This window comes from Streptomyces sp. W1SF4, from assembly GCF_003950035.1.
GTDB classification, from domain to species: Bacteria; Actinomycetota; Actinomycetes; order Streptomycetales; family Streptomycetaceae; genus Streptomyces; species Streptomyces racemochromogenes.
Map to the genome: position 1 here is coordinate 6,609,327 of NZ_CP034350.1, position 18,254 is coordinate 6,627,580.

Here is an 18,254-nt window from a genome sequence, read left to right on the forward strand (position 1 = left end):
CACATCCGGGGGCCGCCGGTCGGCCATGTCGAATCCAGCCGGTCACGGAAGAAGTAGAGGAGCCGGGCCCGCCACCCGCGGACCCGGCTCCCCGTGCCCGGACCAGGAGCAGCCATGACCATCGCCCCCCTGTCCCCGTCCCCCCTCGCACACCCGGCCCCGGTCGCCGCCCCCACGGCCCCCGAGGCCCCCGCCACCCCCCGCTACACCGTCCGCCTCGCCCGCGACGAGGACGAGGTCCGCGCCGCCCAGCGGCTGCGCCACCAGGTCTTCGCCGGAGAGCTCGGCGCCCGCCTCGACGGCCCCGAGCCCGGCCTGGACGCCGACGCCTTCGACGCCTACTGCGACCACCTCCTCGTCCTCGACGAGGAGACCGGGCAGGTCGTCGGCACCTACCGGCTGCTGCCGCCGGAGCGCGCCGCCGTCGCCGGACGCCTCTACTCCGAGGGCGAGTTCGACCTCTCCGCCCTCGCCCCGATCCGCCCCGACCTGGTCGAGGTCGGCCGCTCCTGCGTCCACCCCGACCACCGCAACGGCGCCGTCATCGCCCTGATCTGGGCCGGCCTGGCCCGCTACATGGAGCGCACCGGCCACAACTGGCTCGCCGGCTGCTGCTCGATACCGCTGGCCGACGGCGGGGTGCTCGCCGCCGCCACCCGCGAGGCCGTTCTCACCCGCAACCTCGCCCCGCAGGAGTACCGCGTCACCCCGCACCTGCCCTGGAGCCCCGGCGCGATCACCGTCCCCGGCCGCACGGAGCTGCCGCCCCTGCTGCGCGGCTACCTCCGCCTCGGCGCCTGGGTCTGCGGGGAGCCCGCCTTCGACGCCGAGTTCGGCTGCGCCGACCTGTACGTGCTGCTCTCCCTGCGCCGGACCAACCCGCGCTACCTGAACCACTTCCTCTCGCTCGCCCCGGGCGCATGAACACCTGGCTGCCCACCTCGCCCTGCACCCCCGGGGCCTGCGCCCACCAGCCGGGGCGCCCCGCCGGCGCGGTCCGGGCCGTGCTGCGGCTCGCCACGGCCCTCGCCCTGGTCCTGCTCGCCGTCCCGGCCGCCCCGGCGGTCCGGCTGCTCCCCGCCGGGCCCCGGCGCGCCCTGGTCCGGGCCTGGTCCGCCGCGCTCGTCCGGTCCATGGGCGTACGGATCACCGTGCACGGCAGCCCGGGCCCGGCCGGGGGCGGCCTGATCGTGGCCAACCACATCTCCTGGCTGGACGTCCCGCTCGTCGCCGCCGTCCTGCCCAGCCGGATGCTGGCCAAGAGCGAGATCGGCGCCTGGCCGGTGCTCGGCCCGCTCGCCGCCCGGGCGGGCACCCTGTTCATCGAACGCGACCGGATCCGGGCCCTGCCCCGCACCGTCGCGGCCCTCACCGGGGCGATGCGGGCCGGGGACCGGGTCACCGTCTTCCCCGAGGGCTCCACCTGGTGCGGGCGCGCCCAGGGGCCCTTCCGGCGGGCCGCGTTCCAGTCGGCGCTGGACGCGCGGGTACCCGTACAGCCCCTGCGAATCGGGTACCGGCTGGCGGACGGATCGCTCGCCGGGGCGCCGGCCTTCGTCGGGGACGACCCGCTGACCGCCTCCCTGTGGCGGATCGCCCGGGCGCGCGGGGTGCGGGCCGAGGTCCGGCTGCTGCCGCGCATCCCGCCGGGCCGCCACGCCGACCGCCGCGCGCTGGCGGCGGCCGCGCGGGAGGCCGTACTCGGCACCACCGGGCGGGAACGGCCGCTGCTGACCGGCGTACCCGGACAGCAGCGGCCCGGCGGGGAGCCGGATCAGCCCTCGGCCACCGAGAGGGACAACGCGAAGCGGCCCGCCGCGTCCGTCCACCAGTGCGCCAGTTCCAGGCCCGCTTCCGCCAGTTCCTTGCGCACCCCGTCCTGACGGAACTTCGCGGAGACCTCCGTCAGGATGTCCTCGCCCGCCTCGAACGGCACCAGCAGGTCCAGCGCCCGGACCTTGACCGTCACCGCCTGCCGGGCCCGCAGGCGCATCTCGATCCACTCGTGCTCCCGGTTCCACACCGCCACGTGGTCGAAGTCGGCGGTGTGGAAGTCCGCGCCCAGCTCGCGGTCGATCACCGCCAGCACGTTCTTGTTGAACTCGGCGGTCACCCCCCGCGCGTCGTCGTACGCGGCCACCAGCACGGCCTCGTCCTTCACCAGGTCGGTGCCGAGCAGCAGCGCGTCCCCGGGCGACAGCATCGCCCGCACGGACGCCAGGAACGCCGCCCGCTCCGGCGGCAGCAGGTTCCCGATCGTGCCGCCCAGGAACACCACCAGCCGGGGCCCCTCGGAGTCCGGCAGGTGCAGCGGCTTGGTGAAGTCGGCCAGCAGCGCGTGCACCCGCAGGCCCGGATGCTGCGCGGGCAGCAGCTCGCCCGCGCCGACGAGGGCGCTCTCGCTCACGTCCACCGGCACGTACGTCCGCAGCGCGGGCATCGCCTCGATCAGGTGCCGGGTCTTCTCCGAGGAGCCGGAGCCCAGCTCCACCAGGGTGCGGGCCCCGCTCACCGCCGCGATCTCCCCGGCCCGCTCGAGCAGGATCTCCCGCTCGGCCCGGGTCGGGTAATACTCCGGCAACCGGGTGATCTCCTCGAAGAGTTCACTGCCGCGGGCGTCGTAGAACCACTTCGGCGGCAGCTCCTTGGGGAAGCGCGTCAGGCCGTCGAGAACGTCGGCGCGCAGCGCCTTCTCGGCGGCGTGCTCGTCCAGGGTCCGGGTCAACTGGAAATCGCTCACGGGGAGGTCTCCTTGAGGGGGGTCAGGGCGACCCGCGTGCGGGTGGCGGTCAGCAGGGTCCGGTCGGGCACCTCGCACCAGCGGGCGTCGTCGTCGTGCGGCTCGGACGCCACGACCACGCGCCCCGCCGCCGGTTCGGCCAGGTACCACAGGGAGTCGCCCCAGGCGGTCGCCGCGATCGTGGCGCCGTCCGTGAGCAGCAGGTTCAGCCGGGAGCCGGGGGCCGCCTCGGACAGCTCGCGGACCGGCTCGGCCAGGGCGGTGCCGATGTCGTCTCCCTCCCGCAGCCGGCGCAGCACCAGCCCCCATACCAGCGCCGAGTCCGTGCGGGCGGCCAGCTGGAGCAGCTCCGGGGGCGGCAGGGCGGCGGCGAGCGGCCCCGCCGCGTCGGGCCAGTCGCGCACGGCCCCGTTGTGGCTGAACAGCCACGGGCCCGAGGCGAAGGGCGCCGCGGCGGCCTCCCCGTCCGCGCCCGGCAGCGTGGCGTCGCGTACGGCGGCCAGGAAGGCGCCGCTGCGCACCACGCGGGCGAGGTCGGCGAAGGTGAGGTCGCCCCAGACGGGCCCGGCGCGCCGGTAGCGGGCCGGGACCGGGTCGCCCTCGGCGTACCAGCCGAGGCCGAAGCCGTCCGCGTTGACGGTGCCGAACCGCTGGCGGCGCGGTTGCCAGGACTGGCGGACCAGGGAGTGCTCGGGCTCGCTCAGCAGCCGTTCCAGCGCCACGGGCGGCCCCAGGTAGGCGAGGTGACGGCACATCAGGCGTCCCTCGCGGTGCGGAAGCCGGAGAAGATCTGCCGCCGCACGGGCAGGTCCCAGTTGCGGAAGGTGCCCCGGCAGGCCACCGGGTCCACGGCGAAGGAGCCGCCGCGCAGCACCTTGTGCTCCGGGCCGAAGAACACCTCCGAGTACTCCCGGTAGGGGAAGGCGCGGAAGCCCGGATAGGGCAGGAAGTCCGAGGCCGTCCACTCCCACACGTCGCCGATCAGCTGGCGCACACCCAGAGGGGAGGCCCCGGCGGGGTAGCCGCCCGCCGCGGAGGGGCGCAGGTGGCGCTGGCCCAGGTTGGCGTGGGCGGGGGTGGGGTCGGCGTCGCCCCAGGGGTAGCGGCGAGAGCGGCCGGAAGCCGGGTCGTGGCGGGCGGCCTTCTCCCACTCCGCCTCGGTCGGCAGCCGGCGGCCCGCCCAGCGGGCGTACGCGTCGGCCTCGTACCAGCTGACGTGCAGAACCGGTTCTTCATCGGGTACGGGCTCGGTCACCCCGAACCGGCGGCGCAGCCACTGGCCGCCCTCGCGGTGCCAGAACAGCGGCGCCCCGATGTCGTGCGCCCGGATCTGCTCCCAGCCCTCGGGGGCCCACCAGCGGGGCTCGCGGTAGCCGCCGTCCGCGATGAAGGCCTGGTAGGCGGCGTTGGTCACCGGGACCGTGTCGATCCGGAAGGCCGCCACCTCCCGCACGTGCGCCGGCCGTTCGTTGTCCAGGGCCCAGGGCTCGGTGGAGGTGCCCATGGTGAACGGTCCGCCCGGCACGAGGACTTCGGCCGCCGGGGGCGGGGGGCCCTGCGGCGGATCCGGGTCCGGGGCGGTCAGCACCGGAGCGCCGGCCCGCAGCTGATGGGTGATCAGCATCGTCTCGTCGTGCTGCTGTTCGTGCTGGGCGATCATCCCGAACACGAAGCCCTCGTCGAGCAGCGCCGTGCCCTCCAGCGGAGTGCGCTCCAGCAGCCCGAGGACGCGGCCGCGCACCTCCGCCGCGTAGCGGCGGGCCGCCTCCGGGCCCAGCAGGGGCAGCTTCGGCCGCTCGGAGCGGGGATGCTCGAAGGCGTCGTACAGGGAGTCGATCTCCGGGTGCATGGACTCCCGGCCGGCCACCCGGCCCAGCAGCCACAGCTCCTCCTGGTTCCCGATGTGCGCCAGGTCCCAGACCAGCGGTGACATCAGGGGGGAGTGCTGCGCGGTCAGGTCCTGGTCGCTCACCGCGTCGGTCAGCGCCGCGGTACGGGCCCGGGCGGCGGTCAGGGCGGCGGCGGCGCGCTCGCGCAGCAGCTCGGGGTGGATTCCGGGGTGGGTTCCGGGGCGGGTCTCGGCGGTCACGGGCGGGGTCCCTTCGCGACGGTCGGACGGCGCCGGTGTTCCCCCGCGCCGACTCCGGCGGTGGCGGTGGCGGTGGCGTGGGGCTTGACGGCTCGGGCCGCTGCTCCGGCTCTGCCGCCGGCTCCGGACTCGGATTCGGCCTCGGCGTCGTCGGCGGGGCAGCGCCCGCGCCGCACGAAGCGGTCCGCGAAGGCGCCCACCGCGTCCTGGACCTCCCTGCCCGCGCCGAGCCGGGGCAGCGCCTCGGCCGCCGCCCGGAAGCACACGGCGGCGGCCGTGCGCAGCTCCGGATCCGCGAGCCCCGACCGGGCGGCGGTCCGCCACAGGCGGTTGCGCGGCGCGCACTGGGATCCGTACGCGTCGGCCAGCGCCTTCACCGCCCGGTAGGCGGTCTCGGCGGCCCCGGGGTCGTCGAAGAGCGCGTGCACGAGCGCGACCGGGACCAGCCAGCCGTCCTCGCCCGGCTGCGCGTCGATCATCCGCAGCTCCAGGTGGCCGCGCGGCCGGACCGGCGGGAAGAGGGTGGTGAGGTGGTACTCCAGGTCCTCGGCGGTGGGCCTGCGCCCGGCGGCCGTACGCGGCCCCGCGCGCAGCCATTCGCGGAAGCTCAGCCCGCTCGGCACCGTCCAGGGGCCGTCACCGGGCGCGCGTACGCACATCACCTCGGTGTCCAGGGCGTGCCGGACCCAGCCGGCCCGGGGCTCGGACGCCAGGGGCGGGGCCAGCGCGCGCCGCGGGTCGATGTCGCTCCAGATGCCCTGCCGCGCGCACCGCCAGCCCCGGTAGGGACCGTCGCGGCGGCCGGGGGAGTTGGCGAAGACGGCGACCAGTACGGCACCCAGCAGATGGGCGAGGTGCCAGCGCCGCCCGTACCCGAGCGGGCCGGGCTCCTCGTGGCCGGCGTCCACGCAGACCTGCACGGAGGCGGAGGAGCGCATCATGGCGCGCCCGGCGGGGCCGGTCCGGTCGAAGTGGGCCTCCATCGCGTCGTAGCGCGGGCTGGACAGCAGCCGCTCGAGCTGCGTGCGGGGGTCCTGGCCGAGGCCGCGCAGGACGAGGCCCTGGGCGTCCAAGGCGCCGCGGACCGCGGTGAGATCGGCCCGCAGGCCGTCCAGGCAGGCGGTGAGGGAGTCGGCGGGGGCCGAGCTGAGTTCCAGCTGGCCGCCGGGCTCGACGGTGAGCCGGGAGTTCAGGGGCAGTGCGCGGGCGGCCGCGTGGGCGGCGTTCAGCCTCTCGGGGGGCAGGGGCAGCCAGGGCCGTTCGGCGTCCAGGACGAGCCATTCGAGCTCGGCACCGAGGAGGCGCGGCGGTCCGGTCTTGAAGCAGATGCCGTGGACGATGTCCTCGGCGGCCGCTTCGGTCAGGGGGTCGTCTTCGGCGTTCGGGGCTGATGGAGCGGGCGAGTTCTCGGGCATGACCGGAACCTCGTCTCCTGTCGTCGGCCGTGATGTCACCCGTGCCCTACCCCTCATCGGAGCGCTAATTCCTTTGCCGTTTCCCGTTCCGGGGCCCAGGATTGCGGCGTGAGCAGCAGATTGCGCGAGATCGCGCGGGAAAACGCGTTGATCGCGGCGTCCGGGGAGTACCGGACGCGGTCGGGGCGGCGTGTCTGTCTCGCCGCCGACCTGGCGGAAGCCAAGGCCGGAACCAGGATATACGGCCCGAACCGGGTCATACCGGGCGAAGAGCCCGTTGGGGGAGGCCGTACGACGGTCTTCGAGGTCACCGGGGAGAGCAGCACGGTCGCCGCGCGCCGCCTCGCGGCGGAGGGCGGCGTGGCGGTCCTGAACTTCGCCTCGGCCCGCAATCCCGGGGGCGGGTACGTCCGCGGCGCCAAGGCCCAGGAGGAGGCGCTGTGCCGCGCCTCGGCCCTGTACGAGACCCTGCTGGAGGCCCCGGAGTACTACGAGGTCCACCGGGCGGGAAAGAGCACCTTCTACACCGACCGGGTGATTCACTCCCCCGGGGTACCGGTCTTCCGCGACGACCGGGGCGAACTGCTGGACACCCCCTTCCGGGCCGGGTTCCTCACCTCTCCCGCCCCGAACGCGGGCACCATCCGCCGCCAGGAACCGGAGCGCGCGCACGAGATCCCGGCCGCCCTGGCCCGGCGCGCCGGGCTGGTCCTGGAGGTGGCCGCGCTGCACGGGTACCGGCGGCTGGTGCTGGGCGCGTGGGGGTGCGGGGTGTTCCGCAACGACCCGGCGCAGGTGGCGGAGGCCTTCCGCGCGGCCCTGACCGGCCGCTTCGCGGGGACCTTCGAGCGGGTCGCGTTCGGGATCCTGGACCGCGACCCCCGCACCCGCGAAACCTTCACCGCGGCCTTCGCCCCCCACTGACCCCGGCGGCTACTGCCAGCCGTACAGGACGCGCAGCCGGTCCACCACCAGGCGGAAGCGGGCCAGGTCCAGCGCGCAGGCCTCCCGGCGCATGCCCGCCTCGTGGACCCGCAGTACCCGGTCCAGGGCCACCCAGGACTCCCGGCCCGCACCGTCCCAGGGGCCCGAGCCGATCGCCACCCACTCCCGGTCGTGGTCGTGCCGCTTGCTGGAGAGCTGGACGGCGAGCAGCGTCGCCCCGCCCGCCTCCCGCGCGACCACCAGTACCGGCCGGTCCTTGCCCCGCCCGTCGTTCTCCTCGAAGGGCACCCAGGTCCACACGATCTCCCCCGGGTCCGGATCCCCGTCCGGGTCGGGCGCGTACTCGGTGCGGACCGGGCCGATGGCGCGCGGATCGGCCTCGGTGGTGGCCGTCGGACCGCCCCGTCCGGGCTGCTCGACGTGGCTGCTGCCGTGGTGTGAGAGTGCCGTCATTTCGCGGAGAGTACTAGGCTTCGGGGCCCCGCCGTGCCGGCCCCGGCGGGGCGCACGGCAGCCGTTCACCGGGCGCCGCACGCGACCGCTGCGCCTCTCGGCGGTGGGGTCCCACCGCGGGAACGGCCGGCGGGAAGCAGGGGCGTGCCCCGCGCGCGGGGGACTGCCGGCAGTCGGCTCGGGCCGCGCCGAAGAGCTGCACACCCACCCTCCTCGAACGGGCCTCCGAAGCCACGGAGTCCGCGACCCGCGCGTACGCGGAGCCTTCGGCGTGGCGCGGCTGGCCGCGGCGCTCACCAGCCGATCGGCATGACGCGCGCCCCGCGCACCAGCATCTCCGTCTTCCAGACGACGTCCCCCACGACCTTCAGGCCCGGGAAGCGCGCCAGCAGCGCCGCCAGCGCCTCCTGGAGTTCCATGCGGGCCAGCTGGGCGCCCAGGCAGTGGTGGACGCCGTGGCCGAAACCGAGGTGCTGGTTGGAGGCGCGCCGGATGTCGAGGACGCCGGGTGCGGTGAAGCGCAGTGCGTCACGGTTCGCGGCGCCCGTCGCGACGAGGACCGGCTCCCCGGCCCTGACGAGCGTGCCGCCGACCTCGACGTCCTCGGTGGCGTAACGGGCCTGGCTCGCCCCGCGGCCCAGCGGCACGAACCGCAGGAGTTCCTCCACCGCCGGGGCGATCAGACCGGGATCGCGGCGCAGCAGTGCCAGCTGGTCCGGGTGGTCCAGCAGGGTGAGGACGAAGTTGGGGATCTGGGAGGCCGTCGTCTCGTGCCCGGCGACCAGGACCCCGACGCACAGGTCGACGAGCTCCGGCTCGGAGAGCCGGTCGTCGTCACCGTCGCGGGCCTCGATGAGGGCCGTCATCAGGTCGTCTTGCGGCTGCCGGCGGTGCAGTTCTATCAGCCCGGCCATGTAGCCGCGCAGTTCCTCCAGATTGGCGCCGAACTCCTCGGCCGTCAGCGAGCTGGTCGAGAGCGCCGCGTCGCTCCACACCCGAAAGCGCGGCCGGTCCTCGACCGGCACGCCCAGCAGCCGGCAGATCACGGCCACCGGGACGGGCAGCGCGAAGCGGTCCACGAGGTCGACCGGGGGGCCTGCCGCCTCCAGTTCGTCGAGCAGCTCCGCGGTGAGCGCGCGCACCTGGGGGCGCAGCTTCTCGACCTGCCGGACGGTGAAGGCCTTGGCCACCAGGGACCGCAGCCGGGTGTGGTCCGGAGGATCCATGCCGAGGATGCCGGACCCGCCGCGGCCCTCGGACTGCCGGGGTTCGTCGCGGGCGGCCGCCGCGGCGCGGCTGAACCGCGCGTCACCGAGCACGAGGCGGGCGTCCGCGTACCGGGTGACGAGCCAGGCCTCCTCGCCGTACGGCATCCGTACGCGTAAGAGGCCGGGCAGGCCGCGGACGCGCTCGTACTCCTCGGCGAGCCGGAGTCCTTCGGCCGTGTTGAAGGGGTAGGAGAGGGGGGTGGAGCCGGTGGCCGTCACGTCGACCTCCAAGGTCGCGAGCAGATGCCTGCAAGGTAGGACGGGCGGCTGTGGCGGTCAACGACGCCTCAGTACGCCGCTCTTGACGGATGCTCGGATGGCGCGAGATGACCACACCACGGTCGGCGTGAGGACGCCGTCCCGGCTACGTGGGAGGTGCCGGCCCGTCCACGGCCCGGCCGCGCTGCGTACCGGGGGGGGCGAGCGGCGCGTCCGTCAGCGGACCCGGGCCCTGGCAGTCCCGCCCGGTTCCCGGCCTCGTCAGCGCCGGGCGGGAACTCCTGTCGGGCGTCCTACGTCTCACCTGTTGAGAGGACGATCACGGAGCATGCGGGGGTAGCGGTATGGCGATCACACTGGCGGAGGAGATCGTGCTGCTCTCGCTGGACGACGAGTCCGGCTCGGCGCAGCAGCGGCAGGCGGCCGGCTGGGCCGTCGCCGGGGGGTTCCTGCTCGAACTGGTCCTGGCCGAGCGGGTCTCCGTCAGTGGCGAGGCGCTCGTCGTGACGGACCCGAGTCCGACCGGGGAGCCGCTGCTCGACGGTCGCGTCGAGCTGATCGGGACCTGGCTGCGGGGACGCGGACGGCACCGTGCGACGGACTGGCTGACGAGGGACCAGCCCAGGGCCGTCACCGCGGCCGTGGAGCGGCTGTGCGAGCGCGGGGTGATCGTGGAGGAGAAGCGCAAGGTGCTCGGCATGTTCCCGGTGCGCCGCTACCCGGAAGCGGACGGCACGGTCGAACGCGAACTGCGCGCCCGCCTCGCCGCCGTCGTGCTGGGCGGCGCGGAACCGGACACCCGGACGGCCGGCCTCATCGCGCTGATCCACTCCGCGAAACTGCACGGCCTGGCCTTCCCGGACGATCCGCGCAAGGCGGTGGAAGCGCGGATGGCGGAGATATCCGAGGGCCAGTGGGCGGCCGAGAGCGTCCGCACCGCGATCCGCGACACGCAGGCGGCGATGACCGCGGTCACGGTGGTGACGACGACCACGATCCTCATCTGAGGCCCGGCCCGGCCCGGTCGGTCTGCCCGTCCGGGAGGCGCGGCGCGGGGGAATCGGCTCGGACCCGTGGGCGGCGCCGGCCGCCCTCTCCGGCTTCGTGCCGGGCGGGAGGGGCTCGACGAGGTCGGCGTCGGTACCCCCGCGCTGGGGGCGTGGCCCGGCCGGGCGGCGGGTGCGGGGTGGTCGGTCATGAGGCCGTGGACCGCGGGCAGGCGCGCCGTACGGTTCCTTCCGGATCGCCAACAGGTCAGCGGACGCCGCGGATCGGGCGGACCGCCAGCGCCCCCGCCACCGCCAGCACGGCGGCGACGACGAACAGCGCGGTGTAGCCGCCGCTCACCGAGACCACCACGGAGGCGACGAACGGGGCGACGATCTGCGGACCGGCGTTCGCGATGTTGAGGACGCCCATGTCGCGCGCCGCGTCCTCGGCGGCCGGCAGGACCATCGTGACCAGCGCTGTGTCCACGGCCATGTAGCTGCCGAACGCCAGGCCGTTGACCACGGAGAAGGCCAGCATCGCGGCCCAGCTCGCGGACACGGCCGGGATGACGAGCGCGACCGCCGACAGCAGCGCCGAGGCCCCCACGAACAGCTTGCGCCGGTCCAGCCGGTCCGACAGCCAGCCGCCCGCCACCGTGGAGACGACCATCGCGACGCTCGACAGCGGCATCAGCAGGGCCACCGCCGCCTCCGGCTCCATCCCCTCGGGCAGCACGGTGTGGTCCTGGAGGATGTACAGCTGGTACCCGCTCACCGCGAAGTAGCCGAGCACGAGCAGCGCACGCCCGATGAACGCCCAGCGGAAGTCGTGGTCGCGCAGGGCGCCGGCGAAGGCGGCGAGCTGGGCCCGCGCGGGCAGCGGGGCGCGCGTCGGCAGCCGCGGCTCACGGGCGCAGGCGGTGAACAGGACCGCCGCGGCCGCCACGATCGCGCCGAAAACGAGGTAGCCGGTACGGAAGTCGTCCGAGAAGGCCGCCCCGGCCAGCGCGCCCAGTACGGATCCGAGGGGCAGGCCGAGCCCGACGGCCGCCGAGGCCTTGCCGCGGGCGCTCACCGGCACCCGGTCGGGGACGACGGAGGTGATGGCGGCCTGGTAGACGTTCATCACGGCCTGGCCGAGGCACCAGGCGATGGTGATCAGCAGGATCGTGTCGGCCAGGCCCAGCAGCAGCATCGCCGGCACCGCTGCGAGCCCGCCGCCGAGGATCCACGGGTTGCGCCGTCCGGTGCGGTCGGACAGGGCACCCGCGACGGGGTTGAACACCGTCGCGAAGACCGCGGAAACCCCCGCGATCAGGCCGAAGTTGGCGACCTTGTCGACCGGGTCGACGCGCTCCACCTGGAGCGCGAGCAGGATGCCGGCGACGCCGACGTAGAGGGCGTACATCGCGGAGTTGCCGAGCAGCAGCAGCGGCAGCAGTCCGCGGCCGGGGGAGGGTCTGTCGGGGGTGGCGGCGGCGGTGCCGGTGCCGGGGGAGGAAAGAGCCATGGTGCCCTCCTGGGCAGGGGTGGAGGGGTGTGCGCCGCCCCGTCGCGGGTGGCGGGGTGCGACGGGGTGCGAGGGGGCGGCGGCACGTCTGGGAGGGGGCCGGCGAAGAGGGGGTTACACGTGTCACTGAAACGTGTAAGCACTGTCTAGCACCCGTTTCCGGCCAACCGCCAGCCCCCGTACGCGATCGGTCTGGAAAGATGCCCGGGCCATGTCTGACTCACCGAACCCGCCGGGCCGGCGCACCCCGCCCGCACCGCCCGCGGCGGCACCCGTGCCGACCAGCGCCGACGTCGCCCGCCTCGCGGGCGTCTCGCGCGCGACCGTCTCGTACGTCCTGAACAACGCGGAAGCCGTACGCATCAGCGAGCCGACGCGGCGGCGGGTCCGCGAGGCCGCCGAGGAACTGGGCTACGTACCGCACGCCGCCGCCCGCAGCCTGCGCGCCGGGCACACCCGCATCGTGCTGCTGCCCACCGCGCACGTGCCGGTCGGGCCGCTCTACAGCAACTTCCTCAACGAACTCCAATGGGCCCTGCGCCGCCGGGACTACACCGTGGTCCAGTACGGCAGCCTCGGCCTCAGCGGCGACGAGGCCGCCCGCGCCTGGGCCGAACTGCGGCCCGTGGCGGTGATCTCCCTCGGGGAGACCGTCCTGTCCCCGCAGAACGTCGCCACCCTCAAACGGGCCGGGGCGCGCGCGGTCATCACGATGGGCCCCGACACGGTCCCGGGCGCGCACGCCCTCGTGATGGACCAGGCGGAGGTGGGCGCCCGCGCCGCCGCGCACCTGGTGGAACGCGGCCGCCGCCGGATCGGGGTGATCGTGCCGCGCGAGGACGGCCTGGAACTGTTCTCCGCACCCCGACTGGCGGGCGCCGAATCGGTCGCGGGCGCGGACGTCGTACGGGCACTGCCGATGGCCTACACGGAGGAGTCGGCGGCGGCACTGGCCGCGCGGTGGGGGGAGCTGGGGCTGGACGGGGTGTTCGCGTACAACGACGAGTACGCGATGCTGCTGATGCGGGCGCTACAGGACGCCGGCGTGCGGATCCCCGGGGACGCGGCGGTGATCGGCGCGGACGACCTGCTCATCGGGCGGCTGCTGCGGCCGAGGCTGAGCACGGTGCGGATCGAGCTGCCGACGGGGGAGCGGCTGGCGGGGCTGGTGGACGCGGCGGTGCGGGATCCTTCGGAGATCACGGAGCGGCACGATCTGATGGCGGCGGTGGCGGTGCCCCGCGATTCCACGTCCGTGTGAGGCCCCGCCCCGTGCGTGTGGCCGTCGGGCCGTCGGGCTGCCAGCGGGCCGCTGGGCGGGGCCGGTTCGCGTAGCCGCCGGCCGTCCGCGGGTGCCGGGCCGCTGCGCGGGCGGGGTCCCCTACCCACCCTTCCACCGTTCCCCGGGCTGCGCCCGGACCCCTTCCCAGGGGCTCCGCCCCCGGACCCCTTCCCAGGGGCTCCGCCCCCGGACCCCTTCCCAGGGGCTCCGCCCCCGGACCCCTTCCCAGGGGCTCCGCCCCCGGACCCCTTCCCAGGGGCTCCGCCCCCGGACCCCCTCCCGGGGCTCCGCCCCCGGACCCCCAGCGGCCTGGGCAAGGGTCCGGCCGCACCGCACGGCCAGCGAGGGCCGCCCGCACCCCGCCCGGCCAGGGCAAGGGCTACCGTTGACACGCCCCGACGCCTCGGCGGAGACTGCGGGCGCGCCCCACCGGGCGTGACCGGGGGTGGGTCCCGGTGTCGACGCCGGCACCCGGGCCGCCGCCGACCGTACGGAGCCGCCCAGGAGAGCCGCCATGAGCACCCGCACCGTCCGCGACGTCTACGTCGTCGACGCCGTCCGCACCCCGATCGGCAAGTTCGGCGGAGCCCTCGCCGGGGCCCGCCCCGACGACCTCGCCGCGCACGTCGTGCGCGCGCTCGTGGACCGTACGCCCGACCTCGACCCCGCCCGCATCGACGACGTCGTCTTCGGCGACGCCAACGGCGCCGGCGAGGACAACCGCGACGTGGCACGGATGGCCGTGCTGCTCGCCGGGCTGCCGGTGACCGTTCCCGGCGTGACCGTCAACCGGCTCTGCGGTTCCGGCCTGGAGGCCGTGATCCAGGCGGCCCGCGCGATCGCCCTCGGCGACGCCTCGGTCGCCATCGCCGGCGGCGTCGAGTCGATGTCCCGCGCCCCCTGGGTGGTGCAGAAGCCCGAGCGCGCCTTCCCCGCCGGGCACCAGCAGATGTGGTCCACCACCCTCGGCTGGCGCATGACCAACCCCCTGATGCCCGCCGAGTGGACGGTCTCCCTCGGTGAGGGCGCCGAGCTCGTCGCCGACAAGCACGGCATCTCCCGCGAGGCGCAGGACGCCTTCGCCCTGGAGAGCCACCGCAAGGCCGCGGCCGCCTGGGCGGACGGCCTGTACGACGGCGAGGTCGTGCCGTACCCCGGCGTGGACCTCCCGCGCGACGAGTGCATCCGCGAGGGCTCCACCCCCGAGGCGCTGGCCCGCCTCAAGCCGGCGTTCCGGACGGACGGTTCGGGCACCGTCACGGCCGCCAACGCCTCCCCCCTCAACGACGGCGCCGCCGCGCTGCTGCTCACCGACGAGGAGGGGCTGGCCGCGACGGGCCGGGAGCCGCTCGCCCGGATCAGCGCCTGCGCCGTCACCGGGATCGAGCCGCAGCTGTTCGGCCTCGGCCCGGTCGACGCCGTCGAGCGTGCCCTCGGCAAGGCGGGCCGTTCCCTCTCCGGTCTGACGGCCTTCGAACTGAACGAGGCCTTCGCCGCGCAGGCGCTGGGCTGCCTGGCGGCCTGGCCGGAGCTGGACCCGGCGGTCGTGAACCCGCGCGGCGGCGCCATCGCCATCGGCCACCCGCTCGGCGCCTCCGGTGCCCGGCTGGCCGGCTCGGTGGCGCACCAGCTGGCGGCGGCCGGCTCCGGCACCGGCATGGCGGCGCTGTGCATCGGCGTCGGCCAGGGCATCGCCCTGGTCCTGGAGCGGTAACGGCACCACACACCACCACCCCACAGGACCCCGTCGATCGTTTCCGGTCACGGGGTCCTGCCAACTGCCCTATAAACCAACAGAGATGAAGCCCCCGGTCTGGCACGATGGCGCCTGCTGCCGCCCCCCGCCCCGCCCACCCCCACCCGGAGGCCCCGCGCCATGCCGCTGCTCGAACCGACCCTCTGGCAGGACGGACCCACACTCACCGGCGGTACCGCACCGGTCGTCGAACCCGCCACCGGCCGTACCCTCGCCACCGTCAGTCTCGCCGCCCCCGCGGACGTCGCCGAGGCGGCCGTACGGGCCCGGGCCGCGCAGCGCGACTGGGCGGGCGCGACCCACCTGGAACGGGCGGCCGTACTGCGGCGCGCCGGGGACCTGTTCGCGGCCCACGCGGACGAGCTGCGCGAGTGGCTGGTCCGCGAGTCGGGCTCCATACCCGGCAAGGCCGACTTCGAACTGCACGTCGCCGCCCAGGAGTGCTACGAGGCGGCGGCGCTCGCCTCCCGCCCGGCCGGGCAGGTGCTGCAGAGCGAGGCGCCCCGGCTCTCCTTCACCCGCCGGGTCCCGGCCGGCGTGGTCGGGGTGGTGGCGCCGTTCAACGCCCCGCTGATCCTCTCCATCCGCTCGGTCGCCCCCGCCCTCGCGCTCGGCAACGCCGTCCTGCTCAAGCCGGACCGCAGGACCGCCGTCAGCGGCGGGCTGTCCCTGGCCGCCGTGTTCGCGGCGGCGGGACTGCCGGCCGGGCTGCTGCACGTACTGCCTGGCGGGGCCGACACGGGCGCCGCGGTGGTCAAGGACCCGCTGGTGCGCGTGGTCTCGTTCACCGGGTCCACCGCGGCCGGCCGTGCCGTCGGCGAGCTGGCGGGCCGTCACCTCAAGCGGGCGCACCTGGAGTTGGGCGGCAACTCGGCCCTCGTCGTACTCGCCGACGCCGACGTCGAGGCGGCCGTCGCGCAGGCCTCCTGGGGCTCCTTCTTCCACCAGGGCCAGATCTGCATGACCGCCGGGCGCCACCTCGTGCACACCTCGCTCTACGACGAGTACGTGGAGCGGCTCGCCGCCCGCGCCGAGGCCCTCGCCGTCGGCGACCCCTTCCGCGAGCGCGTCCACCTGGGCCCGCTGCTCGACCGGACGCAGCTGGAGCGGGTCCACGGCCTGGTCGGGGCCAGCGTCGAGCAGGGCGCCAAGCTGGTCGCGGGCGGCACCCACCAGGGGCTCTTCTACCGGCCGACGGTGCTCGCGGGCGTGGCCGACGACACCCCCGCCTACGCCGAGGAGGTGTTCGGCCCGGTGGCGCCCGTACGCTCCTTCGCGACCGAGGACGAGGCGGTGGAGCTGGCCTCGGCGGGCCCGTACGGGCTCTCCCTCGGCATCGTCACCGCCGACGCGGGGCGCGGCCTGGAGCTGGCGGGCCGCATCCCGACCGGAATCGCGCACGTCAACGACCAGACGGTGAACGACGAGGCGGTGGCCCCCTTCGGCGGCGTCGGTGCCTCCGGCACGGGTGCCCGGTTCGGCGGGGACGCCAACCTCGACGCCTTCACCGAACTGCGCTGGACCACGGCCCGCACCACCGCGCCCGGCCACCCGTTCTAGTGGTTCCCGCCCGGTCGCGGAATGCGGCGGGGCGGCCGGTCGTTCCTTCAGGACACCCGCAATTCAGGAGGTCTGGAAACCGTGGCTACTGTCGAGCTCACCAAGGAGAACTTCGACGAGACGGTCAGCGAGAACCCGTTCGTGCTGATCGACTTCTGGGCCGGCTGGTGCCGCCCCTGCCTCCAGTTCGCGCCGGTCTACGAGAAGGCCGCGGAGGCCAACCCGGACCTGGTCTTCGCCAAGGTGGACACCGAGGCCCAGCAGGAGCTGGCCGCGGCCTTCCAGATCACCTCGATCCCCACGCTGATGATCGTCCGTGACCAGGTCGCCATCTTCGCGCAGCCCGGAGCGCTGCCGGAAGCCGCCCTCACGGACCTGATCGGGCAGGCCCGCGCCCTCGACATGGACGAGATCCGGGCGAAGATCGCCGCCTCCCAGTCGGAGCAGGACGCCCCCGGCACGCCCGAGGCCTGAAGGGTGGTGCCACCGCACCGGGCGCCGCGGGCCGATTCGGCCTGATCACCAGGACACGGCCCGGCTTGCCGGACGCGGCCCGGCCGTTGAGGGGACACTGGACCGCATGACCGAAGCCGTGGAGTACGACGTCGTGGTCCTCGGCGGGGGGCCGGCCGGCGAGAACATCGTCGACCGGACCCGCGCCGCAGGCCTGAGCACCGCCCTGGTGGAGAGCGAGCTCGTCGGCGGGGAGTGCTCGTACTGGGCCTGTATCCCCAGCAAGGCCCTGCTGCGCCCGGCCCTCGCCCGCGCGGACGCCCGCCGCGTGCCGGGGCTCGCGGACGCCGTCCGCGGTCCGCTCGACGCCGAGGCCGTCTTCGCGCACCGCGACTACTGGACGGGCCACTGGAAGGACGACGGCCAGGTCGACTGGCTCGACTCCATCGGAGCCCACCTCTACCGGGGCCACGGCCGCCTCTACGGCATCCGCAAGGTGGCCGTGACCAGCCCCGAGGGCGTGCACCACGTGCTCTCGGCCCGGCACGCCGTCGTCGTCGCCACCGGCAGCCGGGCCGTGCTCCCGGACCTGCCGGGCCTGGCCGGCGCCGGGGCGTGGACCAGCCGCGAGGCCACCTCCGCCCGGGAGGTGCCCGGGCGGCTGCTGATCGTCGGCGGTTCGGTGGTGGCCGCGGAGATGGCCACCGCCTGGCAGGCCCTCGGCTCGCAGGTCACCGTGCTCGTACGGGGTTCCGGGCTGCTGCCCCGGATGGAGCCCTTCGCCGGGGAGCTGGTCGCCGAAGCGCTGACCGGGGCCGGCGCGGTGGTCCGTACCGGGGTGGCGGTGGAGGCGGTCGTACGCGACGGCCCGGCGGGACCGGTCACGGTGGTCCTGGAGGGCGGCGAGCTGCTGGAGGGCGACGAGCTGCTGATGGCGACCGGCCGCGCGCCCCGTACGCAGGACATCGGGCTGGACACGGTGGGGCTGACGCCCGGGGACTGGATCGGGGTCGACGAGAGCTGCCGCGTCCCCGGCCACGACTGGCTCTACGCCGTCGGGGACGTCAACCACCGGGCGCTCCTCACCCACCAGGGCAAGTACCAGGCCCGCATCGCGGGCGCCGCCATCGTCGCCCGGGCCGCCGGGCCGGGTGCCCCGGCCCCGGACACGGGCCGCTGGGGCGCGCACGCGGCGACCGCCGACACGGAGGCCCTCCCGCAGGCCGTCTTCACCGAGCCGGAGGCGGCGGCGGTCGGCCCCACCCTCGCCGAGGCGGAACGGGCGGGCCACCGGGTCCGCGCCGTCGACGTCGACCTCGGCAAGGTGTCCGGCGCGGGCCTGTACGCCGACGGCTACCGGGGCCGGGCCCGCATGGTCGTGGACCTCGACCGGCAGGTGCTGCTGGGCGCCACCTTCGTCGGCCCGGGCGCCGCCGAGCTGCTCCACGCGGCGACCGTGGCCGTGGCGGGGGAGGTGCCGATCGACCGGCTGTGGCACGCGGTCCCCGCCTTCCCCACCATCAGCGAGCTCTGGCTGCGGCTCCTGGAGGCCTACCGGGGCTGACCCCCGCCGTC

At 75.4% G+C, this 18,254-nt stretch carries 16 protein-coding genes; 9 read left to right on the top strand and 7 right to left on the bottom strand.

What is annotated here, in order from left to right; translation table 11 throughout:
• Positions 1-114 precede the first annotated feature (114 nt).
• Together D1J60_RS30720 and D1J60_RS30725 are read left to right on the top strand one after the other, a co-directional pair.
• Positions 115-924: a GNAT family N-acyltransferase gene (locus D1J60_RS30720; RefSeq protein ID WP_206436600.1), complete on the top strand. Its 810-nt coding sequence runs from the start codon at positions 115-117 to the stop codon at positions 922-924.
• Positions 921-1,883 carry a lysophospholipid acyltransferase family protein gene (locus D1J60_RS30725; protein ID WP_125823329.1) on the top strand — a complete coding sequence of 321 codons (963 nt, stop codon included), beginning with the start codon at positions 921-923 and terminating at the stop codon, positions 1,881-1,883. The genes D1J60_RS30720 and D1J60_RS30725 overlap by 4 nt, the downstream gene beginning before the upstream one ends.
• On the opposite strand, the gene egtD is transcribed toward D1J60_RS30725, so the two are convergent.
• From egtD to egtA, 4 genes are read right to left on the bottom strand one after another with little or no spacing between them, the layout of a single operon-like run.
• A complete protein-coding gene (egtD, locus tag D1J60_RS30730) occupies positions 1,775-2,740 on the bottom strand; it encodes an L-histidine N(alpha)-methyltransferase (protein ID WP_125604523.1) in 966 nt (321 codons plus the stop codon). The two genes, D1J60_RS30725 and egtD, sit on opposite strands and share 109 nt — an antisense overlap.
• Positions 2,737-3,495 (bottom strand): ergothioneine biosynthesis protein EgtC, encoded by a 759-nt coding sequence (gene egtC, locus D1J60_RS30735; RefSeq protein WP_125823330.1) that lies wholly within the window; start codon positions 3,493-3,495, stop codon positions 2,737-2,739. The genes egtD and egtC overlap by 4 nt, the downstream gene beginning before the upstream one ends.
• Positions 3,495-4,829 carry an ergothioneine biosynthesis protein EgtB gene (egtB, locus tag D1J60_RS30740; protein ID WP_125823331.1) on the bottom strand — a complete coding sequence of 445 codons (1,335 nt, stop codon included), beginning with the start codon at positions 4,827-4,829 and terminating at the stop codon, positions 3,495-3,497. The genes egtC and egtB overlap by 1 nt, the downstream gene beginning before the upstream one ends.
• A complete protein-coding gene (gene egtA, locus D1J60_RS30745; protein WP_125823332.1) occupies positions 4,826-6,244 on the bottom strand; it encodes an ergothioneine biosynthesis glutamate--cysteine ligase EgtA in 1,419 nt (472 codons plus the stop codon). The genes egtB and egtA overlap by 4 nt, the downstream gene beginning before the upstream one ends.
• Positions 6,245-6,352: 108 nt before the next feature.
• On the opposite strand from egtA, the gene D1J60_RS30750 reads away from it, so the two are divergent.
• Positions 6,353-7,168, top strand: coding sequence for a TIGR02452 family protein (locus D1J60_RS30750; protein ID WP_125823333.1), 816 nt, complete (start codon positions 6,353-6,355; stop codon positions 7,166-7,168).
• Positions 7,169-7,177: 9 nt separating this feature from the next.
• Here the strand turns inward: D1J60_RS30750 and D1J60_RS30755 are convergent, their stop codons facing one another.
• Both D1J60_RS30755 and D1J60_RS30760 read right to left on the bottom strand, forming a co-directional pair.
• Complete coding sequence (locus tag D1J60_RS30755) at positions 7,178-7,642, bottom strand: type II toxin-antitoxin system PemK/MazF family toxin (RefSeq protein ID WP_125823334.1); 465 nt, start codon at positions 7,640-7,642, stop codon at positions 7,178-7,180.
• A gap of 293 nt (positions 7,643-7,935) precedes the next feature.
• Positions 7,936-9,129 carry a cytochrome P450 gene (locus D1J60_RS30760; protein ID WP_125824282.1) on the bottom strand — a complete coding sequence of 398 codons (1,194 nt, stop codon included), beginning with the start codon at positions 9,127-9,129 and terminating at the stop codon, positions 7,936-7,938.
• Positions 9,130-9,473: 344 nt separating this feature from the next.
• Here D1J60_RS30760 and D1J60_RS30765 point away from each other — a divergent pair, with 344 nt between their 5' ends.
• The gene (locus D1J60_RS30765; protein WP_125823335.1) at positions 9,474-10,136 is read left to right on the top strand and encodes a GPP34 family phosphoprotein; all 663 of its coding nucleotides are present in this window, start codon (positions 9,474-9,476) and stop codon (positions 10,134-10,136) included.
• A 247-nt stretch (positions 10,137-10,383) separates the two neighbouring features.
• Here the strand turns inward: D1J60_RS30765 and D1J60_RS30770 are convergent, their stop codons facing one another.
• On the bottom strand, positions 10,384-11,628 hold the full coding sequence (locus D1J60_RS30770) for an MFS transporter (protein WP_125823336.1): 1,245 nt from the start codon (positions 11,626-11,628) through the stop codon (positions 10,384-10,386).
• Positions 11,629-11,839: 211 nt separating this feature from the next.
• On the opposite strand from D1J60_RS30770, the gene D1J60_RS30775 reads away from it, so the two are divergent.
• The 5 genes from D1J60_RS30775 (at position 11,840) to D1J60_RS30795 (ending at position 18,243) form a co-directional block, all read left to right on the top strand.
• Entirely contained in the window at positions 11,840-12,889 is a 1,050-nt protein-coding gene (locus tag D1J60_RS30775; RefSeq protein WP_241253452.1) for a LacI family DNA-binding transcriptional regulator, read from the top strand.
• A gap of 535 nt (positions 12,890-13,424) precedes the next feature.
• On the top strand, positions 13,425-14,624 hold the full coding sequence (locus D1J60_RS30780) for a thiolase family protein (protein WP_125823337.1): 1,200 nt from the start codon (positions 13,425-13,427) through the stop codon (positions 14,622-14,624).
• Positions 14,625-14,786: 162 nt separating this feature from the next.
• A complete protein-coding gene (locus D1J60_RS30785) occupies positions 14,787-16,226 on the top strand; it encodes an aldehyde dehydrogenase family protein (protein WP_125823338.1) in 1,440 nt (479 codons plus the stop codon).
• Between the two features lie 81 nt (positions 16,227-16,307).
• Positions 16,308-16,700, top strand: coding sequence for a thioredoxin family protein (locus D1J60_RS30790; RefSeq protein WP_125823339.1), 393 nt, complete (start codon positions 16,308-16,310; stop codon positions 16,698-16,700).
• A gap of 106 nt (positions 16,701-16,806) precedes the next feature.
• Entirely contained in the window at positions 16,807-18,243 is a 1,437-nt protein-coding gene (locus D1J60_RS30795; protein WP_125823340.1) for an NAD(P)/FAD-dependent oxidoreductase, read from the top strand.
• Positions 18,244-18,254: the final 11 nt, after the last annotated feature.

Coding starts and splice junctions, on each gene's coding strand:
- D1J60_RS30720 (WP_206436600.1), top strand. CDS start 115: ATGACCATCGCCCCCCTGTCCCCGTCCCCCCTCGCACACCCGGCCCCG.
- D1J60_RS30725 (WP_125823329.1), top strand. CDS start 921: ATGAACACCTGGCTGCCCACCTCGCCCTGCACCCCCGGGGCCTGCGCC.
- egtC (WP_125823330.1), bottom strand. CDS start 3,495: ATGTGCCGTCACCTCGCCTACCTGGGGCCGCCCGTGGCGCTGGAACGG.
- egtA (WP_125823332.1), bottom strand. CDS start 6,244: ATGCCCGAGAACTCGCCCGCTCCATCAGCCCCGAACGCCGAAGACGAC.
- D1J60_RS30755 (WP_125823334.1), bottom strand. CDS start 7,642: ATGACGGCACTCTCACACCACGGCAGCAGCCACGTCGAGCAGCCCGGA.
- D1J60_RS30765 (WP_125823335.1), top strand. CDS start 9,474: ATGGCGATCACACTGGCGGAGGAGATCGTGCTGCTCTCGCTGGACGAC.
- D1J60_RS30770 (WP_125823336.1), bottom strand. CDS start 11,628: ATGGCTCTTTCCTCCCCCGGCACCGGCACCGCCGCCGCCACCCCCGAC.
- D1J60_RS30775 (WP_241253452.1), top strand. CDS start 11,840: ATGTCTGACTCACCGAACCCGCCGGGCCGGCGCACCCCGCCCGCACCG.
- D1J60_RS30780 (WP_125823337.1), top strand. CDS start 13,425: ATGAGCACCCGCACCGTCCGCGACGTCTACGTCGTCGACGCCGTCCGC.
- D1J60_RS30785 (WP_125823338.1), top strand. CDS start 14,787: ATGCCGCTGCTCGAACCGACCCTCTGGCAGGACGGACCCACACTCACC.
- D1J60_RS30795 (WP_125823340.1), top strand. CDS start 16,807: ATGACCGAAGCCGTGGAGTACGACGTCGTGGTCCTCGGCGGGGGGCCG.